A 19923-nucleotide genomic window follows, 5' to 3' on the forward strand; every position below is an offset into this window, starting at 1 on the left:
TAGGCGGTATTGTGTTCGTGGTCTCGGCTTTTATTGGGGGGTTTGTGCTTTGTTATGTCACGTCGTTGTTTAACGCGTGGGGGGGCCCGGGTGCCGTACGGCACCAGGGCCCCGAAGGAAATTGAACACCATCTGTCGGCCCTACTGCGGTGCCGACCTTCTATGTCCGCTTCCCGGCCCAGCAGGGCGGAGCGGGGGATCGCAGCTGCGTGACCGGGGACCACCATCCAATCCGGGGTCTTGCGGTACCCGGCCGAGAGCTACCCGGGCCGGGCGATCCTGATGGCGTCTGCTCCTCCATTCGGCTCTCGTTCGACCTTCTCTACGAGAAGAACCATACCCACGACGACACCGAAAAGCTATCCCGGCAAGAGTAGATTTCACTCTCGTGGAGGAGAAGGAAACCTGCCGTGATCGACCCTCACCGGGCGTGAACGCGGATGGACCGCATAAGCTCTGCTGACATGTCGAACCCTGATGAGCTGCTCGTCGCCATCTCCGCCGCTGTGGAGTCCGAGCGAAGCAATCAGATGTCCCTGACCGTGATCGTCGGCGGTGCCGTCATCACCGGCCGGCTGGCCCCGGAGGCCGTGTGGCGGGAGCGGGTGGCGGAGGTCCTGAAGGACTCGGACCGTCTCGGCCCGTTCGCGGACGTCTTCGCCCGCGAACCGCGAGGCAACCGGCCCGGCCGCGACGAGGCGCCCACGCATCTGCACTTCCATCTCGCCCGGATCCTCCAGGGCAGCCTCGGAATCCCGGAGACGGGGGGCATGTACCGCGTTGCGATCAAGGACGTCAGCGCGTGGACCGTGGGAGATCTCGTCCACTTCGACCGGTGAGGCGCCGGCCGGCCCGGGGCCGGATCAGTGGGCCGGCGGGTTGACGGCAGCGGTGGTGACGCCCTCGTGTAGCCGGGGTCGTCGGTGGGCAGGAGCGGGCGGCGCGCATCAGCCGTCACGTCGAGTGTGTGCGTGAGCGGGGTGCCGTCGAGGACGCCGAGCGCCTGCCCCCACCCAGGCCTGGCTGTGCTCCACGACGACACCGGGCCATCGCCCGGCACGCAACCGATCTGCTACCTGGAGAAGGCCGCCCAGCGGCAGATCGAACGGGACAGCCTGCATGAGCCGATCGCGGACTTCGCCAGGGTGCCCGGACCGGCCGATCCCGAGGCCGTGGCGGCCAGGCGTGCCCGGCTGGCCGGTGGCGCTTCACATGCCGGGACAGCCGCGTGAGCGGTGCCCTGGTCCTGGACGGCGAGGGTCTGGCGACTGACACGCCCCCCGCGATCACACCTTGGTTGACCGCAGCCTTCCCCTCGTGCGGGCACGCTGTAGGCAGAGGTCGGCGCTGAGCCTCCCCCGGGCCGGGTGTGGCGAAGGCCACAGGAACTCGTGCGCGTGCGGAGTGAGTAACGAGTGTGAGGCATACAGAACCAGGAGAGTCGTTGCGTGCGCGCATACGGGCAGGGGACCGTGCGGCGTTCGCCGGCCTGTACGACGAGTACGCGCGGGCGGTCTACAACCATGCCCTGAGGCTGACAGGCAACTGGTCAGAGGCCGAGGAAGCCATGTCCGAGACCTTCCTCGCTGCTTGGCGTACCCGGGAGGCAGTGGAGCCCGAGGGCGGTTCGCTCAAACCCTGGCTGCTCGGCATCGCCACGCACAAGGCACACAACGCCAACCGTGGTCTGCGCCGTCGGCTTTCCTTCCTGGCCCGTCAGCCGCCCCCACCTCCGGTCGAGGACTTCGCGGACGAGACAGCAGGTCGGATCGACGACGCGCGCCGCCTCGCGGCGGTCCACGAAGCACTTCGCCGACTTCGGCGCCAGGACAGGGAGGTGTTCGCCCTGTGCGTTGCGGCCGGGCTGGACTATCGGCAGGCCGCCGAGGCCCTCGGCATCCCGGTCGGCACCGTGCGTTCGCGGCTGTCGCGAGCCCGGGCGCGACTGGCCCGGCTCAGCTCCGGTCAACCCGGCCGCGGAAAGGCGGAACCGCGGAGCCCTCGCGGAGAGATGGAGAGTGAGGCCGCGTTCGCGGCCCTGTTTCTGCAGGAGGACACCCCATGAACGCCGACAACCTGCACCACGCCGGTTCGCCCCGGAGTGAGGCCGAGGAGCTGCTGGCGGCTCCCACCGAATGGGACCTCTCGCCGAGCAGTCATCTCCATTACAAGGAAGTTCTGATGCAGCAGATCGACCGCGACCTCACTTCCTCCGCGCAGGCGAGCCCGGCACCGCGCATCCGCCGACTGCGGCGCCCGGCACTGGTGTTGCCCATCGCTTCGATGGCGCTGGCCGGGGCGCTCGTCATCACGCTCTCCGGTGGTGGTCACGACTCCTCTCCGGCGGCCGGAGCCAACACCGGGGCCGCCAAGGTGAACAGTGCGTCCGTCACCCTCGACCGGATCGCTGCCGCGGCCATGGAAACCGATGCGACACCGGTGAAGGACGACCAGTTCGTCTACGTGAAGACCCTGGTCCGCGAGAACACGGGCACCTTCAACGGCCCTGTGCGGCTCGGCGCCCTGCACACGCGGGAGTCCTGGACGTCGCAGAGCCCCCGCCCCGTCACCAGGACGGGCTGGCTCCGAGAGACCGGTAAGGACGCCGTGATGCCGGGCGAGGAGATCCCCGTCGAATCCACCGTTCCCGTGCCGGCGGGCATCGACCGCCCCACGCACAAGTGGCTGGCCTCGCTGCCCACCGACCCCGACGCCCTGCTCAAGCTGCTCTACGCCCAGACCTCGGCGAAGAAGGGTACGTCGAAGGACCAGGCCGTCTTCGGGACGATCGGCAGCCTGCTCAGCTCGACGATCATGCCGCCCGCGAATGCCTCCGCCCTCTACAAGGCGGTCGAGCGGATACCCGGTGTGACCGTGATCCCCGACGCCGTCGACGCCGCCGGCCGTCACGGCATCGGTGTCACGCGCGAGGACGCCTCCGCGACACGCGACGAGTGGATCTTCGACAAGGCCACACTCGCCTACCTCGGCTCGCGCTCGTACATCACGCATGACAAGGCCAAGGGCATCACGACCGACACGCTGTACGGCACCGACGCTGTCATGAAGCGTGCAGTCGTGGACCAGCACGGCAAGACACCCCGCCCGGCACCGGTCAAGACCGACAGCTGAGGTTCTCGGACACCGAGATCTTCCCGAAGCCGGTGACGCTGCGGCGATCGACCTCGCCGGCCAGGGAGCGGGGACTACCGTGGCCGCCGAGTTCGCTGATCCCGCTGTCCGGGATCAGCGAGGATCGGGTCTCAGACGCGCGGCCGGCTCCGAGGTGTCCAGCTCTGTCGAGCAGTTGCATCCCCGGCTCTGTCCACACTCCCCTCGCAGCACTGTCTGAAGCCCCCGCCGGAGCGAGCTACGGAGTGACAGAGGTGATGAAAACTTCGTAGAAGTCGATGGTCGCGGCGCCGTCGCCGACGTGACCGTTGTTCCTGACGACGATGTCGAGGAAGTGGCTCGTCGTAGGTGTAGGAGAGTCGCTCTGACTCCGCGTGGCCAGCTGTGTCACCTCGGCAAACACGGGCCTTCCCGAGCCTGAGCCTGCCTGGACAGTGGCCGTGATCGCGGCGCCGCCGAGAAGATCATCCGGGCCTACGCTGAAAAAGACCGTCCCGTCGGGCGGAATGGACTGTGGTTCTGGGCGGACCGAAAAGCATGTGACGTTGGCCATGATCGTTCTCCGTCCTGTGGTCGGAATCTGCTCGCCGGCCTGGAGCCACGCGGGCGCCACGCCCAGTTCCAGGATCGGGTCACAGCCAGGCAGGTGCCACTCGACGTAGTGGTCCGAAGAGCTCATGAGGCGGACGGGGTCAGCAACTCCCGCACGGACCACTGGAACGAACCCGTGGGCGCTCCACTCCCAGCCGCGCACCGAGCATGACGACTGCCGGTGGAGCGGACGCACGCTTTCCAACTGTGCTGGTGGGGCAGCGCAGGACGTGCAGGGGCGTTCACCTGCGTTCATTGGCGGGTCGATGCCGAGCCGGGATCGGCTCCACGTCTCGGCTGACCGCCGTTGAACCGGGCTGAACGAGACGGAAATCTGGCTGGACTGACGGGCCCTCAACTGCGGTGGGGCCTCAGCTTGGGAAGCGTGGGTTTTCTGGGGCAGTTGCTGACTGACCTGCGGCGAAGCGGTGTTGGATGCAGATCGCACCCGTGGCCACTCCCCGCTGTTTCCCGTGGTGCCCGCACGATCTGGCACGCGCATGGCACGACCCGTTCGCCCCGAAGAACCCCTGAGCGGAAGCTCAGTCTTGGAGGTTCGAGTCCTCAGCCGACGACGTTGGCCACGACGGCGGGTGGGCGGCTGTGGTTGCGGTGGTTGCTGTACTCCCCTGCTGTACAGCAACCGTGGCTGTGGCTGCGCGCTCCGGCCGGCCTCTGAGTGTTCGGGTCGCCGGGCCGCTGGCGCTTTCTGCGCGGTGGCGATGTGTCGGCCGGGCGTAGCGAACTGGTCAGGCCGTGGGGGCGTCGTCCTCGGCCGGTTCGTCCTGAGTCGTCAGGCCGGCCACCCACAAGGGCATCAGCCAGTGCACTGCGAGGGCAGCGATGAATGCAGGCGCGGCGTACGTCGTCGGGGCATGACCGATTGTCGCGCCCGTGATCAACAGGCCGACGGCGGTTGCGGCGAGGAGCAGGGTCATCATGCGGTGGGCGTAGGCCTGCACCCGAGCGCGTTCGGCCAGTTGCCGTTCGTCCAGTGCTCGTCCGCGCAGTTCGAGCAGGCCACGGGTCGCCGCATTGATCGCCCCGGTCGCGACCATCCACGGCAGCAGCAGCACCAGCATGACGATGACGGCCCAGATCGGTTTGCCCTCCGTGAGCAAGCTGTAGGCCATGAGAGCGCCGATGGCTGCGGTCAGTACCAGGTGCGCGGCCACGACCGAGCGGCGCCGGGCGGCCGTGGCGTACAGGGGCCGGCCTCGGCGATCGTTCATCAGCCGCAGCATGCTGCGGTCGTAGCGCGTGAGCGGCGTCGTGGTCATGACGTTTTCCTCCCGTAGATCTCATCCGTGAGCGGCCGGAACGGGTCGAGTGAGAACAGTGCCTCCACCGGCAGCTCGAAGAACCTCGCGATCTTCAGTGCCAGGTCGAGGCTCGGGTTGTACTGCCCCCGCTCGATGTAGCCGATGGTCTGGTAGTGCGCTCCCACCGCTTCAGCCAGGCTCTGCCGCGACACCTTCCGCTCGGCGCGAACCACGGCCAGCCTGTTGTGTACCTGCTCGCTCATGTATAAGAACTACTACAGGTTGAGAGAGGGTTGCAACACTCGCATGGCTGATCGGCTCCTACGAACCCCACCGGCCCAAGGCAGGCGGCGGCGCCACTGACGGGGGGGACTCTGTGGTGCACCTTGTGGTGCGGAACCGGCATGCCTGTGGCATGAGCCCACCTGTCGCGCCGCACGACAAACAAGGCCCAGGTCTCTGACCTGGGCCTTAATCACAGAGCGGGTGACGAGAATCGAACTCGCGCTCTCAGCTTGGGAAGCGACAGCGCTTGCGTGGCGGTATGGCTGCTGAACGGGGCGAATTCGTTGTGTTGCGGCAGGAGTGGTGGGCCTGGTGGCACCGCTGCTGACCGTGGTTGCCCGCTCTGAAGGGCACGCTGTGGGCACGAGGTCGCGAGGCGCAGGAGTGTCGTGCCTGCGTCGCCTTCTCTGTGCTCGGGACTCGTCGACATGTAGGCCGACTGGGGGGAAGTCGTCGCGACTGCACATGGATGTCGATTCTCTGCCCTGGTTTGGGAGATCACAAAAAGCTGGTTTTACGCTGCAGACTTCGATCTCCACGACGGGCAGCCTGGTACCCAAGGTGGCGAGCGCGGCGAGATTCAGCGGCTCAAGATCGACGTTTTTACCTCGCCGGGTAAAGACCTCGGTCCTCAATGCGAGGACCCTGCTGCCCGAGGTGGGGAGGCAGCCCGATGGAGTGGATCGCTGCGGTCGACATCCCGGGCTGGCACCGCTTGCGTAAGCCTTCCTCGCAGCGGGGATCGATGTCGCCACAAGCTGCCGCCTCATCCGAAATGTTAAGCCCGTCGTCATCCTTAGGCCGGGAACCAGCGTCGATGGCGAGAGCAGAGAGAGTCGAATATGTACAAAACTGGCGTCTTGCTCTTGGCCCGTTCACGGGTGCGCCAGGAGCCGGTATCTGAGTACTTGAAGTACTCATGAGACGGCAGCGCGACGACCGCCCTAGGCTCATGCCCAACGAACGCCACTCCAGGGCTACTTCGAAGGAATACGAGGCGTGATGAAGAACAGAACGGGCATGTCTGACGGTGATCGCCTTCTGACGCGCACGGAGATTGCGGCCATGGCAGGGGTGACACGCGCGGCGGTCACCACATGGGAGCGGCGGGCGGCGGACTTTCCCACCCCCCGACGTACCGCTGGCCAGGACTACTTCAACGCGTCCGAGATCCTCGGCTGGCTCGATGGAAGGCGGGTGCCGTCGCACCGCCGGGAATCGGGGGAGGGCGAACTCACCACCTACGGAGACCGGGCGCGGCGGCACTGGCCGGGCACCTCCGTCGCGCGGGAGGGGACGGCGCGAGAGCACGCCGGGCCCACGCTCGGTCCCTGCGAAAGGCCGGATCCGCGGGATGCCGAGATCGTCCGCAAGCTCATGGGGCCCCTGGCCGAGCGGGTGGGAGGCGCGGATCAGGCGGTCACCTATCTGAGCCTGCTGGCCGCGTTGCTCTTCCTGCGGGAGACGAGCCCGGGCTGCTGGCAGAAGGTGCAGGCGTACGTCATGACCGGTGCCGAGCCGCGGTCCAGCATCGCCCTGCTCAAGCTGGTCGGCTCGGAAACGGACGCGGTGCTGCGCGGCATGGGATCGCTGCCCGAGATGCAGAATGCACTCGCTCGCCTGGAGCCCCGGCGGTTCCAGGACCTCGCGCAGGTCGTCCGACTGGTCGGTGCGCTCGGCCCGAATGCCTTCCAGCTGTTGATCGAGGACTACGAGGAGCGCGCGCAGCTGCGCAGCCGGGAATTCTTCACACCACTCCCGGTGGCACGCCTGATGGCGGCGTTGGGGCGGGCGGCCAGGAAAAGCCCCCCGAGCAGCGTGTACGACCTGTACTTCCGTGGTGGGGAACTCCTCGGCGCGGCAGCCGACACCGCCATGTGGGCGAGACGCAGGCCCGGCGCCGCCGACGCTCCCTTGCCCAGGCTGCTGGGACAGACGCCGAAGCGAGTGACGTTGTCGCTGGCCAGTATGGGCCTGGCGTTGCGCGGAGTCCCGTTCGCTCTGCAGCTGAAGACACGCGGGCGTCCCTGGGAGGAGAACTGGCCCCAGGAGCCGGTCGATCTGGTTCTCACCAACCCGCCCTTCAATATGAAGGACACCTCGCAGGAGACAACGCGCACCGGGCACTGGCCCTATGGGGCTCCTCCGGTAGGCAATGACAACCTTGCCTATCCCCAGTACGCCTTGTCCGTCCTGGCCGAGGGCGGGCGCGCAGCGGTGGTCATGCCGAACAAGGCCGGCAACTCCGGGAACGCGGCGGAGCGGGCGATCCGTCGGGCACTGGTGGAGCAGGGTGTCGTGGAGTGCGTTGTCGCGCTACCCGACAAACTCTTCTCCGGCACCCCGGTACCCGTGTGCGTGTGGCTGCTGCGGCACCCGGCCGACGCCGGTGACCATGTCCTGTTCCTGGACGCGCGGGACCTGGGCGCCATGCGGCGCGGCGGGCGCAGAGTGCTCGCCTACGACGACGTCCAAGCCGTCCTCGACTCGTACCTGGCTCTCAGCCCCTGGGAAGGACCTGCCCGACCGGACGACCCACCTCCGGCGACCGTACCCAGCGCGCGCGTCGACAAGGAGGCGCTGCGCCGCAACGACTACTCGCTCAATCCGATCGACCACATCGGTCGGTCGCCGGCCCCGGACTCCGGCACGGCCGGTATGGCGGAGGCGGAAGCCTGGGCCGAGGTGTCGTGGCTGAGGGAGAGATGCGCCGAACTGGACGAGCGCACCGTCGGCCTGCTCGCCGAGCTGGAGACCAGCCGGGTGCGTCAGGCGCCTCGGCACAGGGCCACGCTCGCGGAGCTATGCGAGATCCAGACCGGCCCGTCGCACGCGCTGCTGGCGCCGCGGGACCGGACTCCGTACGGCGTGGTGCCGGTCGTCTTCCCTAAACACCTGCGGGACGGGCGGGTGACCGACAGCGCCGACGAGCGCGTTTCGCCGGAGCTCGCAGAACGGCTGACGCGCTACCGACTCGCGCCAGGTGACCTCGTCTGTGTCCGCTCGGGCGCCATGGGGCCACCGGCCATGGTGCGGGGGGACCAGACGGGGTGGCTCATGAGCTCCAACGTGATCAGGCTCCGCTGCCGCCAGGACGTCGGAGTCCTGCCTCCCTACCTGCTCGCCGTGCTGAGCCGTCCAGACGCCGTGAACTGGGTCAGGGATCGAGCGGCCGCCACTGCGGCTCCGTTCATCACCAAGGACGCACTGGGGCGCCAGGAAGTCCTGCTTCCGCCCCTCGACGTGCAGCAGGAGATCGCCGAACTGCTGACGCTCCTCGGCGAGCGCTCCGATGCCCACCGGGAACTGGCGGCAGCCATCACCTACGCACGAGGGCTGCTCGTCGACCAGCTGGCGAGCGCCTCGCCCTCCTCTCGGGACAGCGAAAGGAAGCCCCGATCATGACCACCACCGACCCCACGCGCCTGTCCCGGTCCGTCGCCTGGGCACTCTGGCTTCTGGTGATCGTGCTCTTCTCCCTGCTGGTCGCCGTGTGCGTCGCCGCTCTCAAGTACGCGACCGGGACGGGCATCGCTGACTTGATCCTTTACGCGGGGGGCGCGTTCGGTACGACGGCAGGGCTGTGCTTCGCCGCGGTAGGAGCAGTTACGACGCTACGTAATTGGACTATGACGGACGACCATCGCAACCTGCCGCGTGAATCGAACGACACGAACCGGTCTACTGGCTCTGCCTGATGGAGGGCCGGGCCGGTGTCCCGGCCATGGACCGTGAATAGCGACACCCCAACCTGCTCTTGAAACAAACAAACCCCAGGCCACTGACCTGGGGTTTTTCTCTGGAGCGGGTGACGAGAATCGAACTCGCGCTCTCAGCTTGGGAAGCTGATGTTCTACCATTAAACTACACCCGCGTAAGTACGGAACCGGGCCCCGGAGGGGTCGGTGTCCGACGCTCGCTCACTGTACCTCATCGCAGGCCCCCGGTGCTCGACCCCCGGGGGTCTGAGTGTGTTTCAGCGGGGGGATCCGGCTGCGGGGGACCGGAGTTGGGGCGTACGGTGGGGGCCTGGTGGCGGGTCCGGGTGGGGTCGGAGTGCCGCCTGGAGAGTCCTCTCTTTGATCCCGTAATGTGGCTTTTGTCGTCGGGTCGGTACGCCCGACGAGGCTCTTGGGGAAGGGACTTAAGGGACTTGATGGAACGCACCGTCGTCCGCTGTGCGGATGGGCACGTCTTCAGCACCGCTTCGTTCCCGATGCAGCAGGCCGAGCGGCTCGGCCCCGGCCGGCTCATGAGGTGTCCCCGGTGCGCCCGGCTCCGCAGTGCGGTGCCGGTCGTCCTGGTGAAGAGGTAGCCGAAGAGGTAGCCGGAGAGACAGCTGCGGCTGCACGGAAGGTCACGTGCCGGGCGCGCGGAGTCGTCACGATTGTCACGGCTCCGCGCGCCTTGCGTATCCTCGCTACGTGCTTCTCTCAGACAAGGACATCCGGGCCGAGATCGACGCCGGGCGGGTACGGATCGATCCCTATGACGAATCCATGGTGCAGCCGTCGAGCATCGACGTACGGCTGGACCGCTACTTCCGGGTGTTCGAGAACCACCGGTACCCGCACATCGACCCCTCGGTCGAGCAGCCCGACCTGACGCGGCTGGTGGAGCCGGAGGGCGACGAGCCGTTCATCCTGCATCCCGGTGAGTTCGTGCTCGCGTCGACGTACGAGGTCATCAGCCTGCCGGACGATCTCGCGTCACGGCTGGAGGGCAAGAGCTCGCTCGGGCGGCTCGGGCTGGTCACCCACTCCACCGCCGGGTTCATCGACCCCGGCTTCAGCGGCCATGTCACCCTGGAGCTGTCCAACCTCGCCACCCTGCCGATCAAGCTGTGGCCCGGTATGAAGATCGGGCAGCTGTGCATGTTCCGGCTCAGCTCGCCGGCCGAGTTCCCGTACGGCAGCGAGCGGTACGGCTCCCGGTACCAGGGCCAGCGCGGACCGACCGCCTCTCGGTCCTACGTCAATTTCCATCGGACCCAGGTGTGAGGGCCACAGCGACATGAGTGAAGTGCGCGAGAATCTGACGTACGAGGGGTTCGGCGCCGCCGTCCGCGAGCTGGCACAGACCATCGCCGACGACGGGTACGAGCCGGACATCGTGCTCAGCATCGCCCGGGGTGGCGTGTTCGTCGCGGGCGGGCTCGCCTACGCCCTGGACTGCAAGAACATCCACCTGGTGAACGTCGAGTTCTACACCGGCGTGGGGACGACCCTGGAGATGCCGGTCATGCTGGCTCCGGTCCCCAACGTCATCGACTTCTCCGACAAGAAGGTGCTGATCACCGACGACGTCGCCGACACCGGCAAGACGCTGAAGCTGGTGCGTGACTTCTGCCTCGACACCGTCGCCGAGGTGCGCTCCGCGGTGATCTATGAGAAGTCCCACTCCCTCGTGAAGTGCGAGTACGTCTGGAAGCGCACCGACGAGTGGATCAACTTCCCGTGGAGCGTCGAGCCGCCCGTGGTGAAGCGGGCCGGGCAGGTTCTCGACGCCTGAGTGTTCCGGACGTGTGAGAGGGCCCCGGCGGTGTCGCCGGGGGCCCTCTCGCATGCCACCTGGACTAGAACGTGCCCAGCTTCACGATCGACAGCAGCGCGATCAGCTGGATCGCCGACGCGCCCAGCGCCTTCGGCCAGGGCAGGTCGTGGGAGCGGGAGACCATCATGGTCAGCAGGGCGCCCGCGCCGATCCAGGTGGCCCAGCCGAGCACCTGGACGAAGCCGGCGTCGCCGCCGAAGAACATGGCCACGATCAGGCGGGGCGCGTCCGTGAGGGACGCGATCAGCATGGAGAGGCCCACCGTGGGCTGCCAGGCGCCGTCACCGCCGAGCTGGCGGGCCAGCGTGTGGGTGACCACGCCCAGGATGAACATGCTCAGCACCATCACGACCGCCGTGATCAGCACGATCGGCACCGCGTTGGACAGCGTCGCGTTGATCGCGTCCTGGCGGGCGTTGTCGAAGCCGAAGACGGCGAGCAGGCCGTAGAGGAAGGTGACGATGAGGGCCGGGGTCCACATCGTGTAGTCCCGCATCCGCAGGAAGGTCGGGTCGGGGGCGGTGACGATCCCCTTCAGCAGGTCCTTCCAGTGCAGCGGCGGGCCCAGCGGGGCCGCGGGCGCGGCGGCCGAGCCGGCCTGGTAGGTCGCGCCCTGCGTGTAGCCGGCGGCCTCGTCGATCGAGAAGGCCTGGGTGTGACCCGGGCTGTCGGCCGCGTAGGGGTCCGGGCCCGGTGCGCCCGCCGACCCGTTCGGGTAGCCCCCGGGGTCGGCGTCGCCGAAGTACTCCGGGCCGTCGCCGGCCTGGTACCCGTACCCGCCGTTGTGACTGCCGTGGCCACCGCGACCGCCGCCCTGGGCGCCGTAACCGTACGGCTGCTGGTGCGGCGGCTGGGGTGCCGACGGGTAGCCGTACGACGGCCCCGAGGGCTGCCCGTGCGGTGGGCCCTGCCGGCCGTACGACGGTCCCTGCGGCGCCTGTTGTCCCTGGGGGGTGCGGTTGTCCCGGCCCCCGCCTCCGATCCTGAATCCAGCCACGTCATCGAACGTACCTGGTCCCGGGGGACGACGTGCCGGGCCCGGCGGTCCGGGGCCGGGTTTGCGGCCGACCTGTGACATCCCCTAAGGGGCCGACGCCGGTCCCTTAAGGGCCGCAGGCCCGGCCCGCTGAGGGTGCGTCAGGCTGCGCACGGCGTACGGTTCCTCGCCGCCGAGTCCAGGTCGGCCTGGCCGATATCCGCCCTCTGATCCATGCGGCGGCGTGGCGGGAGTGACCCCGAGCCTGTGCCGGGGCCGGGTCTGGGCCAGGATGGGCGCATGAGCGTAGTGAAGATCAACGTGTTGACCGTGCCCGCCGAGCAGCGGGAGGTGCTGGAGAAGCGGTTCGCCTCGCGGGCCCACGCGGTGGAGAGCTCCGACGGGTTCGAGTGGTTCGAGCTGCTGCGCCCGGTCGAGGGCACCGACCAGTACCTCGTCTACACCCGCTGGCGCGACGAGGAGTCCTTCCAGGCCTGGATGGAGGGGCCGATGAAGGCAGCGCACCAGGGCGGCGGCGAGGGCGCCGAGCGGCCCAAGCCGGCCGCCTCCGGGTCCACCCTGTGGTCCTTCGAGGTCGTCCAGCAGGCCGCGCCGAAGAGCGAGTGAGAGGGCGGCCGTAATCGGCAGCCGTAATCGGCGGTCGTAGCCGGCAGCCTTAATCGGCGGCCGTAGCCGGCTGCCATAGCGGCAGACGCGACGGCGCCCCCTGCCTGTGCGGGTCAGGGGGCGCCGTGCGTCTGTCGGACCGGTGGTCAGCTCACCGGCGCGGGGTTACTTCACCGGCTCCGGCTCCGGCTCGCTCTCCTGCTCCGCCTCGCCCGCCGGGTCGACCGGCGTCCTGACGGAGTCCAGCAGCAGCTGGGCGACGTCCACGACCTGGATGGACTCCTTCGCCGTACCGTCGTTCTTCTTGCCGTTGACCGAGTCGGTCAGCATGACCAGGCAGAACGGGCAGGCGGTGGAGACGATGTCCGGGTTGAGGGAGAGGGCCTCGTCGACGCGCTCGTTGTTGATGCGCTTGCCGATCCGCTCCTCCATCCACATCCGGGCGCCGCCGGCGCCGCAGCAGAAGCCGCGCTCCTTGTGGCGGTGCATCTCCTCGTTGCGCAGGCCCGGGACCTTGCCGATGATCTCGCGCGGAGGCGTGTAGATCTTGTTGTGGCGGCCCAGGTAGCAGGGGTCGTGGTAGGTGATGATGCCCTCGACCGGGGTGACCGGGATCAGCTTGCCCTCGTCCACCAGGTGCTGGAGCAGCTGGGTGTGGTGGATGACCTCGTAGTCGCCGCCGAGCTGCGGGTACTCGTTGCCGAGCGTGTTGAGGCAGTGCGGGCAGGTGGCGACGATCTTCTTCGCCGACTTCGGCTTCCTGGACTCCGCGGTGACCTTGCCCTCGTCGTCCAGCTCCTCGCCGAACGCCGTGTTCAGGGCCATCACGTTCTCCATGCCGAGCTCCTGGAACAGGGGCTCGTTGCCCAGGCGGCGGGCGGAGTCACCGGTGCACTTCTCGTCGCCGCCCATGATCGCGAACTTGACGCCCGCGATGTGCAGCAGCTCGGCGAAGGCCTTCGTGGTCTTCTTGGCGCGGTCCTCCAGGGCGCCCGCGCAGCCGACCCAGTACAGGTACTCGACCTCGGACAGGTCCTCGATGTCCTTGCCGACCACCGGGACCTCGAAGTCGACCTCCTTGGTCCACTCCAGGCGCTGCTTCTTGGCCAGGCCCCAGGGGTTGCCCTTCTTCTCCAGGTTCTTGAGCATGGTGCCCGCCTCGGAGGGGAAGGCGCTCTCGATCATGACCTGGTAGCGGCGCATGTCGACGATGTGGTCGACGTGCTCGATGTCCACCGGGCACTGCTCGACACAGGCGCCGCAGGTGGTGCAGGACCACAGCACGTCCGGGTCGATGACGCCGTTCTCCTCGGCGGTGCCGATCAGCGGGCGCTCGGCCTCGGCCAGGGCGGCCGCGGGGACGTCCTTCAGGGCCTCCTCGGACGCCTTCTCCTCGCCCTCCACGGTCTTGCCGCCGCCGGCCAGCAGGTACGGCGCCTTGGCGTGCGCGTGGTCCCGCAGGGACATGATCAGCAGCTTCGGGGAGAGCGGCTTGCCGGTGTTCCACGCCGGGCACTGCGACTGGCAGCGGCCGCACTCGGTGCAGGTGGAGAAGTCCAGCAGGCCCTTCCAGGAGAAGTGCTCGATCTGGGAGACGCCGAAGACGTCGTCCTCGCCCGGGTCCTCGAAGTTGATCGGCTTGCCGCCCGAGGTCATCGGCAGCAGCTCGCCCAGCGAGGTGGAACCGTCGGCGTTCCGCTTGAACCAGATGTTCGGGAAGGCCAGGAACCGGTGCCAGGCGACACCCATGTCCGTCTTCAGGGCGACCGTGATCATCCAGATGAAGGAGGTCGCGATCTTCAGGCCGGCGAAGAAGTAGGTGAGGTTCTGGAGCGTGCCGACGCTCAGGCCCTTCAGCGCCGCGACGACCGGGTACGAGATGAAGAACGAGGCCTCGTAGCCGTCCACGTGGTGCTGGGCGCCCTCCAGGGCGTGCAGCATGAAGATGCAGACGCCGACGATGAGGATGACGGCCTCGACGAAGTACGCCTGGCCGAAGTTCGAGCCGGCGAAGCGGGACTTGCGCCCGGGGGTGCGCGGGTGGCTCAGCTGGCGGATCACGATCAGGACGAGGATGCCGACGACCGTCATCGTGCCGATGAACTCGACGTAGATGTTGTACGGCGCCCACTCGCCGAGGACCGGCAGGATCCAGTCCGCCTTGAACAGCTGTCCGATCGCGTTGACGATCGTCAGCAGCAGGGTGAAGAAGCCCACCGCCACGAACCAGTGCGCCACACCGACGACGCCCCAGCGGTTCATCCGGGTGTGGCCGAGGAACTCCTTGGCCACCGTGACGGTGCGCTGGGCGGGATCGTCGGTCCTGGTCCCGGCCGGGACCGGCTGGCCGAGCCGCATGAAGTTGAAGATCTGTAGGAGGGCGCGGCCGAACAGTGCCACGCCGACCACGATCAGGACCAGCGACACGATGATCGCGGCGAGTTGCATTGGGGCTCCTGAAGCGGCCTGAACTATCGGGGAACTATCGGTGCTGTCGGGCGGACATTACTAAGCGGTAACTTAGGTAGTCCGTTTGAGACTACCCCCATCTTCCTTCGGGATGCAGTAGAGCGCGGAGTGATCTGGGTCGCCGCGCTCCAATCGGATCGTGTTATTCATCCCGATTTGCTACATTCGCCCCTACCTTAGAGCCGTGCTCTACGGGATCGCCGCCGCCACCGCCGCCCTACTTCTCGCCGCCGTACTGGCGGCGCTGCTCCGGGTGCCCGCGCTGCGGGCGGGCATCGTGGACCGGCGCCGGCAGCGGCCCCTGCCCCTGCTCGGCGGGCTCGCCGTCGTGGCCGTCACCTGTCTGGTGGCCTGGGTGGGTGAGTGGACCCGGGTCGCCCCGCTCGGCGAGGGGGTCGTGCGGCTGCTCGTCGCCGCCGCCGCTCTCGCCGCGCTGGGCCTGGTGGCCGACGTCTGGCGGCTTCGCGCGCGCGTACTGGCCGTCGGTACGGCGGTGGCGGCCGTCTGTGTGGTGCCGTACGACGAGACCGGGGTACCCGGCGGGATCCTCGCGGTCGGCTGGATCGTCCTCGCGTCGCTCGCCTTCAAGGGGCTCGACCATGCGGACGGGCTGGCCGGGACGGTCGGCGTGGTGACCGCCTTCGGGGCCGGTGCCCTGGCCGCGGCCGAGGTGATGGACGGGCTCGCGGTGCTGCTCAGCGTGTTCGCGGCCGCGCTCACCGGCTTCCTGATGCACAACTGGCATCCCGCGCGGATCGGGCTCGGCGCGTGCGGCTCGCTGTTCACCGGGTTCCTGCTGTCGTCGTCCGTGGTCTTCACGCGCGCGGGGTACGGCCTCGGGCCGAGCGCGGCGGTGGTGTTCTGCCTCGGCGCGGTCGCCCTCGCGGACGCGGTCCTGGTGGTGCTGGTACGGCGGCTGTCCCGGCGCGCGCTGCTGCGGCGCGGCCCGGACCATCTCGCGCACCGGCTGCGGCGGCTCGGGCTGACCCCGCCGGGGGCGGTGGTGCTGCTGGGGGCCGGCGCCTTCGCGGCGGTGACCGTCGGGGTGCTCGTGCACACCGGGTGGGCGGGGCGGGAGGCCGCGCTCTGGGTGGCCGGCGGGGCGCTGCTCACCGTTCTGGTGCTGGCTCGTATCCGTGTCCGTATCCCTGCCCAGGCGCCTCGACAGGCTCCGTCTTCGCAGGTCAGAGGGCAGGTGCGGAGCCAGTTGCGTGTAAGGAACGGATAAGAGTTGAGTCCGGCTGACTCAGGTCTGTTGACCCCGGCGCATCGCTCGGGCACACTTGAGCCTGTTCCACTCAAGTCAGCTGGAGGAATCAACCATGGCACGTGCGGTCGGCATCGACCTGGGCACGACTAACTCCGTCGTCAGCGTTCTGGAAGGCGGCGAGCCCACCGTCATCACCAACGCCGAGGGCGCCAGGACCACGCCGTCCGTCGTCGCCTTCGCCAAGAACGGCGAGGTGCTCGTCGGTGAGGTGGCCAAGCGCCAGGCCGTCACCAACGTGGACCGGACCATCCGTTCCGTGAAGCGCCACATGGGCACCGACTGGAAGATCGCGCTGGACGGGAAGGACTTCAACCCGCAGCAGATCTCCGCGTTCATCCTTCAGAAGCTGAAGCGGGACGCCGAGGCCTACCTGGGCGAGAAGGTGACCGACGCGGTCATCACCGTCCCGGCCTACTTCAACGACTCCGAGCGCCAGGCGACCAAGGAGGCCGGCGAGATCGCCGGTCTGAACGTCCTGCGCATCGTCAACGAGCCGACCGCGGCCGCGCTCGCCTACGGCCTCGACAAGGACGACCAGACGATCCTCGTCTTCGACCTCGGCGGCGGCACCTTCGACGTGTCCCTGCTGGAGATCGGCGACGGCGTCGTCGAGGTGAAGGCCACCAACGGTGACAACCACCTCGGTGGTGACGACTGGGACCAGCGTGTCGTCGACTACCTGGTCAAGCAGTTCCAGTCCGGCCACGGCGTGGACCTGTCCAAGGACAAGATGGCTCTCCAGCGCCTCCGCGAGGCCGCCGAGAAGGCCAAGATCGAGCTGTCCTCGTCCACCGAGACCTCGATCAACCTGCCCTACATCACCGCGTCCGCCGAGGGCCCGCTGCACCTGGACGAGAAGCTCACCCGCGCCCAGTTCCAGCAGCTGACCGCGGACCTGCTGGAGCGCTGCAAGACGCCGTTCCACAACGTCATCAAGGACGCCGGCATCTCCATCAACGAGATCGACCACGTCGTCCTCGTCGGTGGCTCCACCCGTATGCCCGCCGTCGCCGAGCTCGTCAAGGAGCTGACCGGCGGCAAGGAGGCCAACAAGGGCGTGAACCCGGACGAGGTCGTCGCCATCGGCGCCTCGCTCCAGGCCGGTGTCCTCAAGGGTGAGGTGAAGGACGTCCTTCTCCTCGACGTCACCCCGCTGTCCCTCGGCATCGAGACCAAGGGCGGCATCATGACCAAGCTGATCGAGCGCAACACCACGATCCCGACCAAGCGCTCCGAGATCTTCACCACGGCCGAGGACAACCAGCCGTCCGTGCAGATCCAGGTCTACCAGGGCGAGCGCGAGATCGCGGCGTACAACAAGAAGCTCGGCATGTTCGAGCTGACCGGTCTGCCGCCGGCGCCGCGCGGCGTCCCGCAGATCGAGGTCTCCTTCGACATCGACGCCAACGGCATCATGCACGTGACCGCCAAGGACCTGGGCACGGGCAAGGAGCAGAAGATGACCGTCACCGGCGGCTCCTCGCTGCCGAAGGACGAGGTCGACCGCATGCGCGAGGAGGCCGAGCGCTACGCGGAGGAGGACCACAAGCGCCGCGAGGCCGCCGAGGCCCGCAACCAGGGCGAGCAGCTGGTCTACCAGACCGAGAAGTTCCTCAAGGACAACGAGGACAAGGTCCCCGGTGAGGTCAAGACCGAGGTGGAGTCCGCCGTCGCCGAGCTGAAGGAGAAGCTCAAGGGCGAGGACACCGCCGAGATCCGCACCGCCACCGAGAAGGTCGCGGCCGTCTCGCAGAAGCTCGGCCAGGCCATGTACGCCGACGCCCAGGCCGCGCAGGCCGCCGCCGGCGCCGAGGCCCCCAAGGCCGACGACGACGTGGTGGACGCCGAGATCGTGGACGACGAGCGCAAGGACGGTGCCGCGTGACGGAGGAGACCCCGGGCTTCGAGGAGGAGTCCGACGTCCCCTCCGGCGCCACCCCCGACGACGCCGAGTCGAAGGCCGCCCCCGAGGAGGGGGCGGCCCCGGCCGGGGACGTAAGTGCAGACGCGGGCCTGGTGGCCCAGCTGGACCAGGTGCGCACGGCGCTCAACGAGCGCACGCTGGACCTCCAGCGCCTCCAGGCCGAGTACCAGAACTACCGCCGGCGCGTCGACCGGGACCGGGTCGCGGTGCGGGAGATCGCCATCGCGAACCTCCTGACCGAGCTGCTGCCGGTCCTGGACGACATCGGCCGCGCCCGGGAACACGGCGAACTGGTCGGCGGCTTCAAGTCGGTGGCCGAGTCGCTGGAGACCGTCGCGGCCAAGATGGGCCTCCAGCAGTTCGGCAAGGAGGGCGAGCCCTTCGACCCGACGATCCACGAGGCCCTGATGCACTCGTACGCGCCGGACGTCACCGAGACGACCTGCGTGGCGATCCTTCAGCCCGGGTATCGGATCGGCGAGCGCACCATCCGCCCCGCGCGGGTGGCCGTCGCCGAGCCGCAGCCCGGCGCGCAGACGGTCAAGGCCGAGGGCGCCGAGGAGAAGGCCACCGAGGCGGACAAGGCCGACGACAAGGAGAGCGGTGGCCCGGACGAGGGCTGACGTGACAACCGGCGCAGTCGGAAAGGAGGGACGCCGGGGATGAGCACCAAGGACTTCATCGAGAAGGACTACTACAAGGTCCTCGGCGTCCCCAAGGACGCGACCGAGGCCGAGATCAAGAAGGCGTACCGGAAGCTCGCCCGCGAGTTCCACCCGGACGCCAACAAGGGCAACGCCAAGGCCGAGGAGCGCTTCAAGGAGATCTCCGAGGCGAACGACGTCCTCGGCGACCCCAAGAAGCGCAAGGAGTACGACGAGGCACGCGCCCTGTTCGGCAACGGCGGCTTCCGCCCCGGGCCGGGCGCCGGCGGCTCCTTCAACTTCGACCTGGGCGACCTCTTCGGAGGCGCGGGCGGCGCCCAGGCCGGCGGCTTCGGCGGCGGACTCGGTGACGTCTTCGGGGGCCTGTTCAACCGCGGCGGCACCGGTGCCACCCGCACCCAGCCGCGCCGCGGCCAGGACGTCGACACCGAGGTGACGCTGAGCTTCACGGAGGCCATCGAGGGCGCCACGGTGCCGCTGCGGATGTCCTCCCAGGCCCCCTGCAAGGCCTGCTCCGGCACCGGCGACAAGAACGGCACACCGCGCGTGTGCCCGACCTGCGTCGGCACCGGACAGGTCGCCCGGGGCTCCGGCGGCGGCTTCTCGCTGACCGACCCCTGCCCCGACTGCAAGGGCCGCGGCCTGATCGCCGAGCACCCCTGCATGGAGTGCAAGGGCAGCGGCCGCGCGAAGTCCTCGCGCACCATGCAGGTCCGCATCCCGGCCGGGGTGACCGACGGGCAGCGCATCCGCCTGCGCGGCAAGGGCGCGCCCGGCGAGCGCGGCGGCCCGGCGGGCGACCTGTACGTGACCGTCCACGTCGGCAGCCACCCGGTCTTCGGCCGCAAGGACGACAACCTGACGGTCACCGTGCCGGTGACGTTCGCGGAGGCGGCCCTGGGCGGCGAGATCCGGGTGCCCACCCTGGGCGGCCCGGCCGTCACCCTGAAGCTGCCGCCCGGCACGCCCAACGGCCGCACCATGCGCGCCCGCGGCAAGGGCGCGGTCCGCAAGGACGGCACCCACGGCGACCTGCTGGTCACCGTCGAGGTGAGTGTTCCGAAGGACCTGTCGGGGAAGGCTCGTGACGCGCTCGAGGCGTATCGCGAGGCGACCGCGGGCGAGGACCCGCGGGCGGAGCTGTTCGAGGCTGCGAAGGGAGCTTGAGA

General features: G+C 68.6%; 18 protein-coding genes and 1 tRNA gene. 13 read left to right on the forward strand and 6 right to left on the reverse strand.

Features of this window, described 5'->3' with window-relative positions; all coding sequences use genetic code 11:
* Positions 1 to 464: 464 nt before the first annotated feature.
* The 4 genes from ACFVIU_RS09870 (at position 465) to ACFVIU_RS09885 (ending at position 3132) form a co-directional block, all read left to right on the forward strand.
* Positions 465 to 839, forward strand: coding sequence for a hypothetical protein (locus tag ACFVIU_RS09870; protein WP_385841729.1), 375 nt, complete (start codon positions 465 to 467; stop codon positions 837 to 839).
* Positions 840 to 1025: 186 nt separating this feature from the next.
* Positions 1026 to 1232 carry a hypothetical protein gene (locus ACFVIU_RS09875; RefSeq protein ID WP_385841730.1) on the forward strand — a complete coding sequence of 69 codons (207 nt, stop codon included), beginning with the start codon at positions 1026 to 1028 and terminating at the stop codon, positions 1230 to 1232.
* A 212-nt stretch (positions 1233 to 1444) separates the two neighbouring features.
* Positions 1445 to 2065, forward strand: a complete 621-nt coding sequence (locus ACFVIU_RS09880; RefSeq protein WP_385841731.1) for an RNA polymerase sigma factor — start codon at positions 1445 to 1447, stop codon at positions 2063 to 2065.
* The gene (locus tag ACFVIU_RS09885; RefSeq protein ID WP_385841732.1) at positions 2062 to 3132 is read left to right on the forward strand and encodes a CU044_5270 family protein; all 1071 of its coding nucleotides are present in this window, start codon (positions 2062 to 2064) and stop codon (positions 3130 to 3132) included. Before ACFVIU_RS09880 ends, ACFVIU_RS09885 begins: the two co-directional genes overlap by 4 nt.
* Positions 3133 to 3370: 238 nt before the next feature.
* Here ACFVIU_RS09885 and ACFVIU_RS09890 read toward each other — a convergent pair whose 3' ends face one another.
* The 3 genes from ACFVIU_RS09890 to ACFVIU_RS09900 form a co-directional block, all read right to left on the reverse strand.
* Positions 3371 to 3811 (reverse strand): hypothetical protein, encoded by a 441-nt coding sequence (locus ACFVIU_RS09890; protein WP_385841733.1) that lies wholly within the window; start codon positions 3809 to 3811, stop codon positions 3371 to 3373.
* Positions 3812 to 4472: 661 nt separating this feature from the next.
* Positions 4473 to 5003, reverse strand: a complete 531-nt coding sequence (locus tag ACFVIU_RS09895) for a hypothetical protein (protein ID WP_385841734.1) — start codon at positions 5001 to 5003, stop codon at positions 4473 to 4475.
* Positions 5000 to 5248 carry a helix-turn-helix transcriptional regulator gene (locus ACFVIU_RS09900; RefSeq protein ID WP_385841735.1) on the reverse strand — a complete coding sequence of 83 codons (249 nt, stop codon included), beginning with the start codon at positions 5246 to 5248 and terminating at the stop codon, positions 5000 to 5002. The genes ACFVIU_RS09895 and ACFVIU_RS09900 overlap by 4 nt, the downstream gene beginning before the upstream one ends.
* Before the next feature lie 1024 nt (positions 5249 to 6272).
* Here ACFVIU_RS09900 and ACFVIU_RS09905 point away from each other — a divergent pair.
* A complete protein-coding gene (locus tag ACFVIU_RS09905) occupies positions 6273 to 8675 on the forward strand; it encodes an N-6 DNA methylase (RefSeq protein WP_385841736.1) in 2403 nt (800 codons plus the stop codon).
* Positions 8672 to 8968, forward strand: a complete 297-nt coding sequence (locus ACFVIU_RS09910) for a hypothetical protein (RefSeq protein ID WP_385841737.1) — start codon at positions 8672 to 8674, stop codon at positions 8966 to 8968. The genes ACFVIU_RS09905 and ACFVIU_RS09910 overlap by 4 nt, the downstream gene beginning before the upstream one ends.
* Positions 8969 to 9070: 102 nt before the next feature.
* On the opposite strand, the gene ACFVIU_RS09915 is transcribed toward ACFVIU_RS09910, so the two are convergent.
* Positions 9071 to 9144 (reverse strand) — tRNA-Gly (locus tag ACFVIU_RS09915).
* Between the two features lie 550 nt (positions 9145 to 9694).
* On the opposite strand from ACFVIU_RS09915, the gene dcd reads away from it, so the two are divergent.
* Both dcd and ACFVIU_RS09925 read left to right on the forward strand, forming a co-directional pair.
* On the forward strand, positions 9695 to 10270 hold the full coding sequence (gene dcd, locus ACFVIU_RS09920; protein WP_362111351.1) for a dCTP deaminase: 576 nt from the start codon (positions 9695 to 9697) through the stop codon (positions 10268 to 10270).
* 13 nt (positions 10271 to 10283) lie between these two features.
* Positions 10284 to 10781, forward strand: a complete 498-nt coding sequence (locus ACFVIU_RS09925; protein ID WP_385841738.1) for a phosphoribosyltransferase — start codon at positions 10284 to 10286, stop codon at positions 10779 to 10781.
* A gap of 64 nt (positions 10782 to 10845) precedes the next feature.
* Here the strand turns inward: ACFVIU_RS09925 and ACFVIU_RS09930 are convergent, their stop codons facing one another.
* A complete protein-coding gene (locus ACFVIU_RS09930; RefSeq protein WP_385841739.1) occupies positions 10846 to 11901 on the reverse strand; it encodes a Yip1 family protein in 1056 nt (351 codons plus the stop codon).
* Between the two features lie 198 nt (positions 11902 to 12099).
* Here ACFVIU_RS09930 and ACFVIU_RS09935 point away from each other — a divergent pair, with 198 nt between their 5' ends.
* Positions 12100 to 12426, forward strand: a complete 327-nt coding sequence (locus tag ACFVIU_RS09935) for an antibiotic biosynthesis monooxygenase family protein (RefSeq protein WP_385841740.1) — start codon at positions 12100 to 12102, stop codon at positions 12424 to 12426.
* 165 nt (positions 12427 to 12591) lie between these two features.
* Here ACFVIU_RS09935 and ACFVIU_RS09940 read toward each other — a convergent pair whose 3' ends face one another.
* Positions 12592 to 14874 (reverse strand): (Fe-S)-binding protein, encoded by a 2283-nt coding sequence (locus ACFVIU_RS09940; RefSeq protein ID WP_385841741.1) that lies wholly within the window; start codon positions 14872 to 14874, stop codon positions 12592 to 12594.
* A 205-nt stretch (positions 14875 to 15079) separates the two neighbouring features.
* On the opposite strand from ACFVIU_RS09940, the gene ACFVIU_RS09945 reads away from it, so the two are divergent.
* The 4 genes from ACFVIU_RS09945 to dnaJ all read left to right on the forward strand — a co-directional run bounded on the left by ACFVIU_RS09945 (position 15080) and on the right by dnaJ (position 19921).
* A complete protein-coding gene (locus tag ACFVIU_RS09945; RefSeq protein WP_385841742.1) occupies positions 15080 to 16123 on the forward strand; it encodes an MraY family glycosyltransferase in 1044 nt (347 codons plus the stop codon).
* 94 nt (positions 16124 to 16217) lie between these two features.
* Positions 16218 to 18050: a molecular chaperone DnaK gene (gene dnaK / locus ACFVIU_RS09950; protein ID WP_385841743.1), complete on the forward strand. Its 1833-nt coding sequence runs from the start codon at positions 16218 to 16220 to the stop codon at positions 18048 to 18050.
* Entirely contained in the window at positions 18047 to 18712 is a 666-nt protein-coding gene (gene grpE, locus ACFVIU_RS09955) for a nucleotide exchange factor GrpE (RefSeq protein WP_385841744.1), read from the forward strand. The genes dnaK and grpE overlap by 4 nt, the downstream gene beginning before the upstream one ends.
* A 39-nt stretch (positions 18713 to 18751) precedes the next feature.
* Positions 18752 to 19921, forward strand: coding sequence for a molecular chaperone DnaJ (gene dnaJ, locus ACFVIU_RS09960; RefSeq protein WP_385841745.1), 1170 nt, complete (start codon positions 18752 to 18754; stop codon positions 19919 to 19921).
* Positions 19922 to 19923 lie beyond the last annotated feature (2 nt).

Source organism: Streptomyces sp. NPDC127190 (genome assembly GCF_042672505.1).
Lineage (GTDB): Bacteria > Actinomycetota > Actinomycetes > Streptomycetales > Streptomycetaceae > Streptomyces.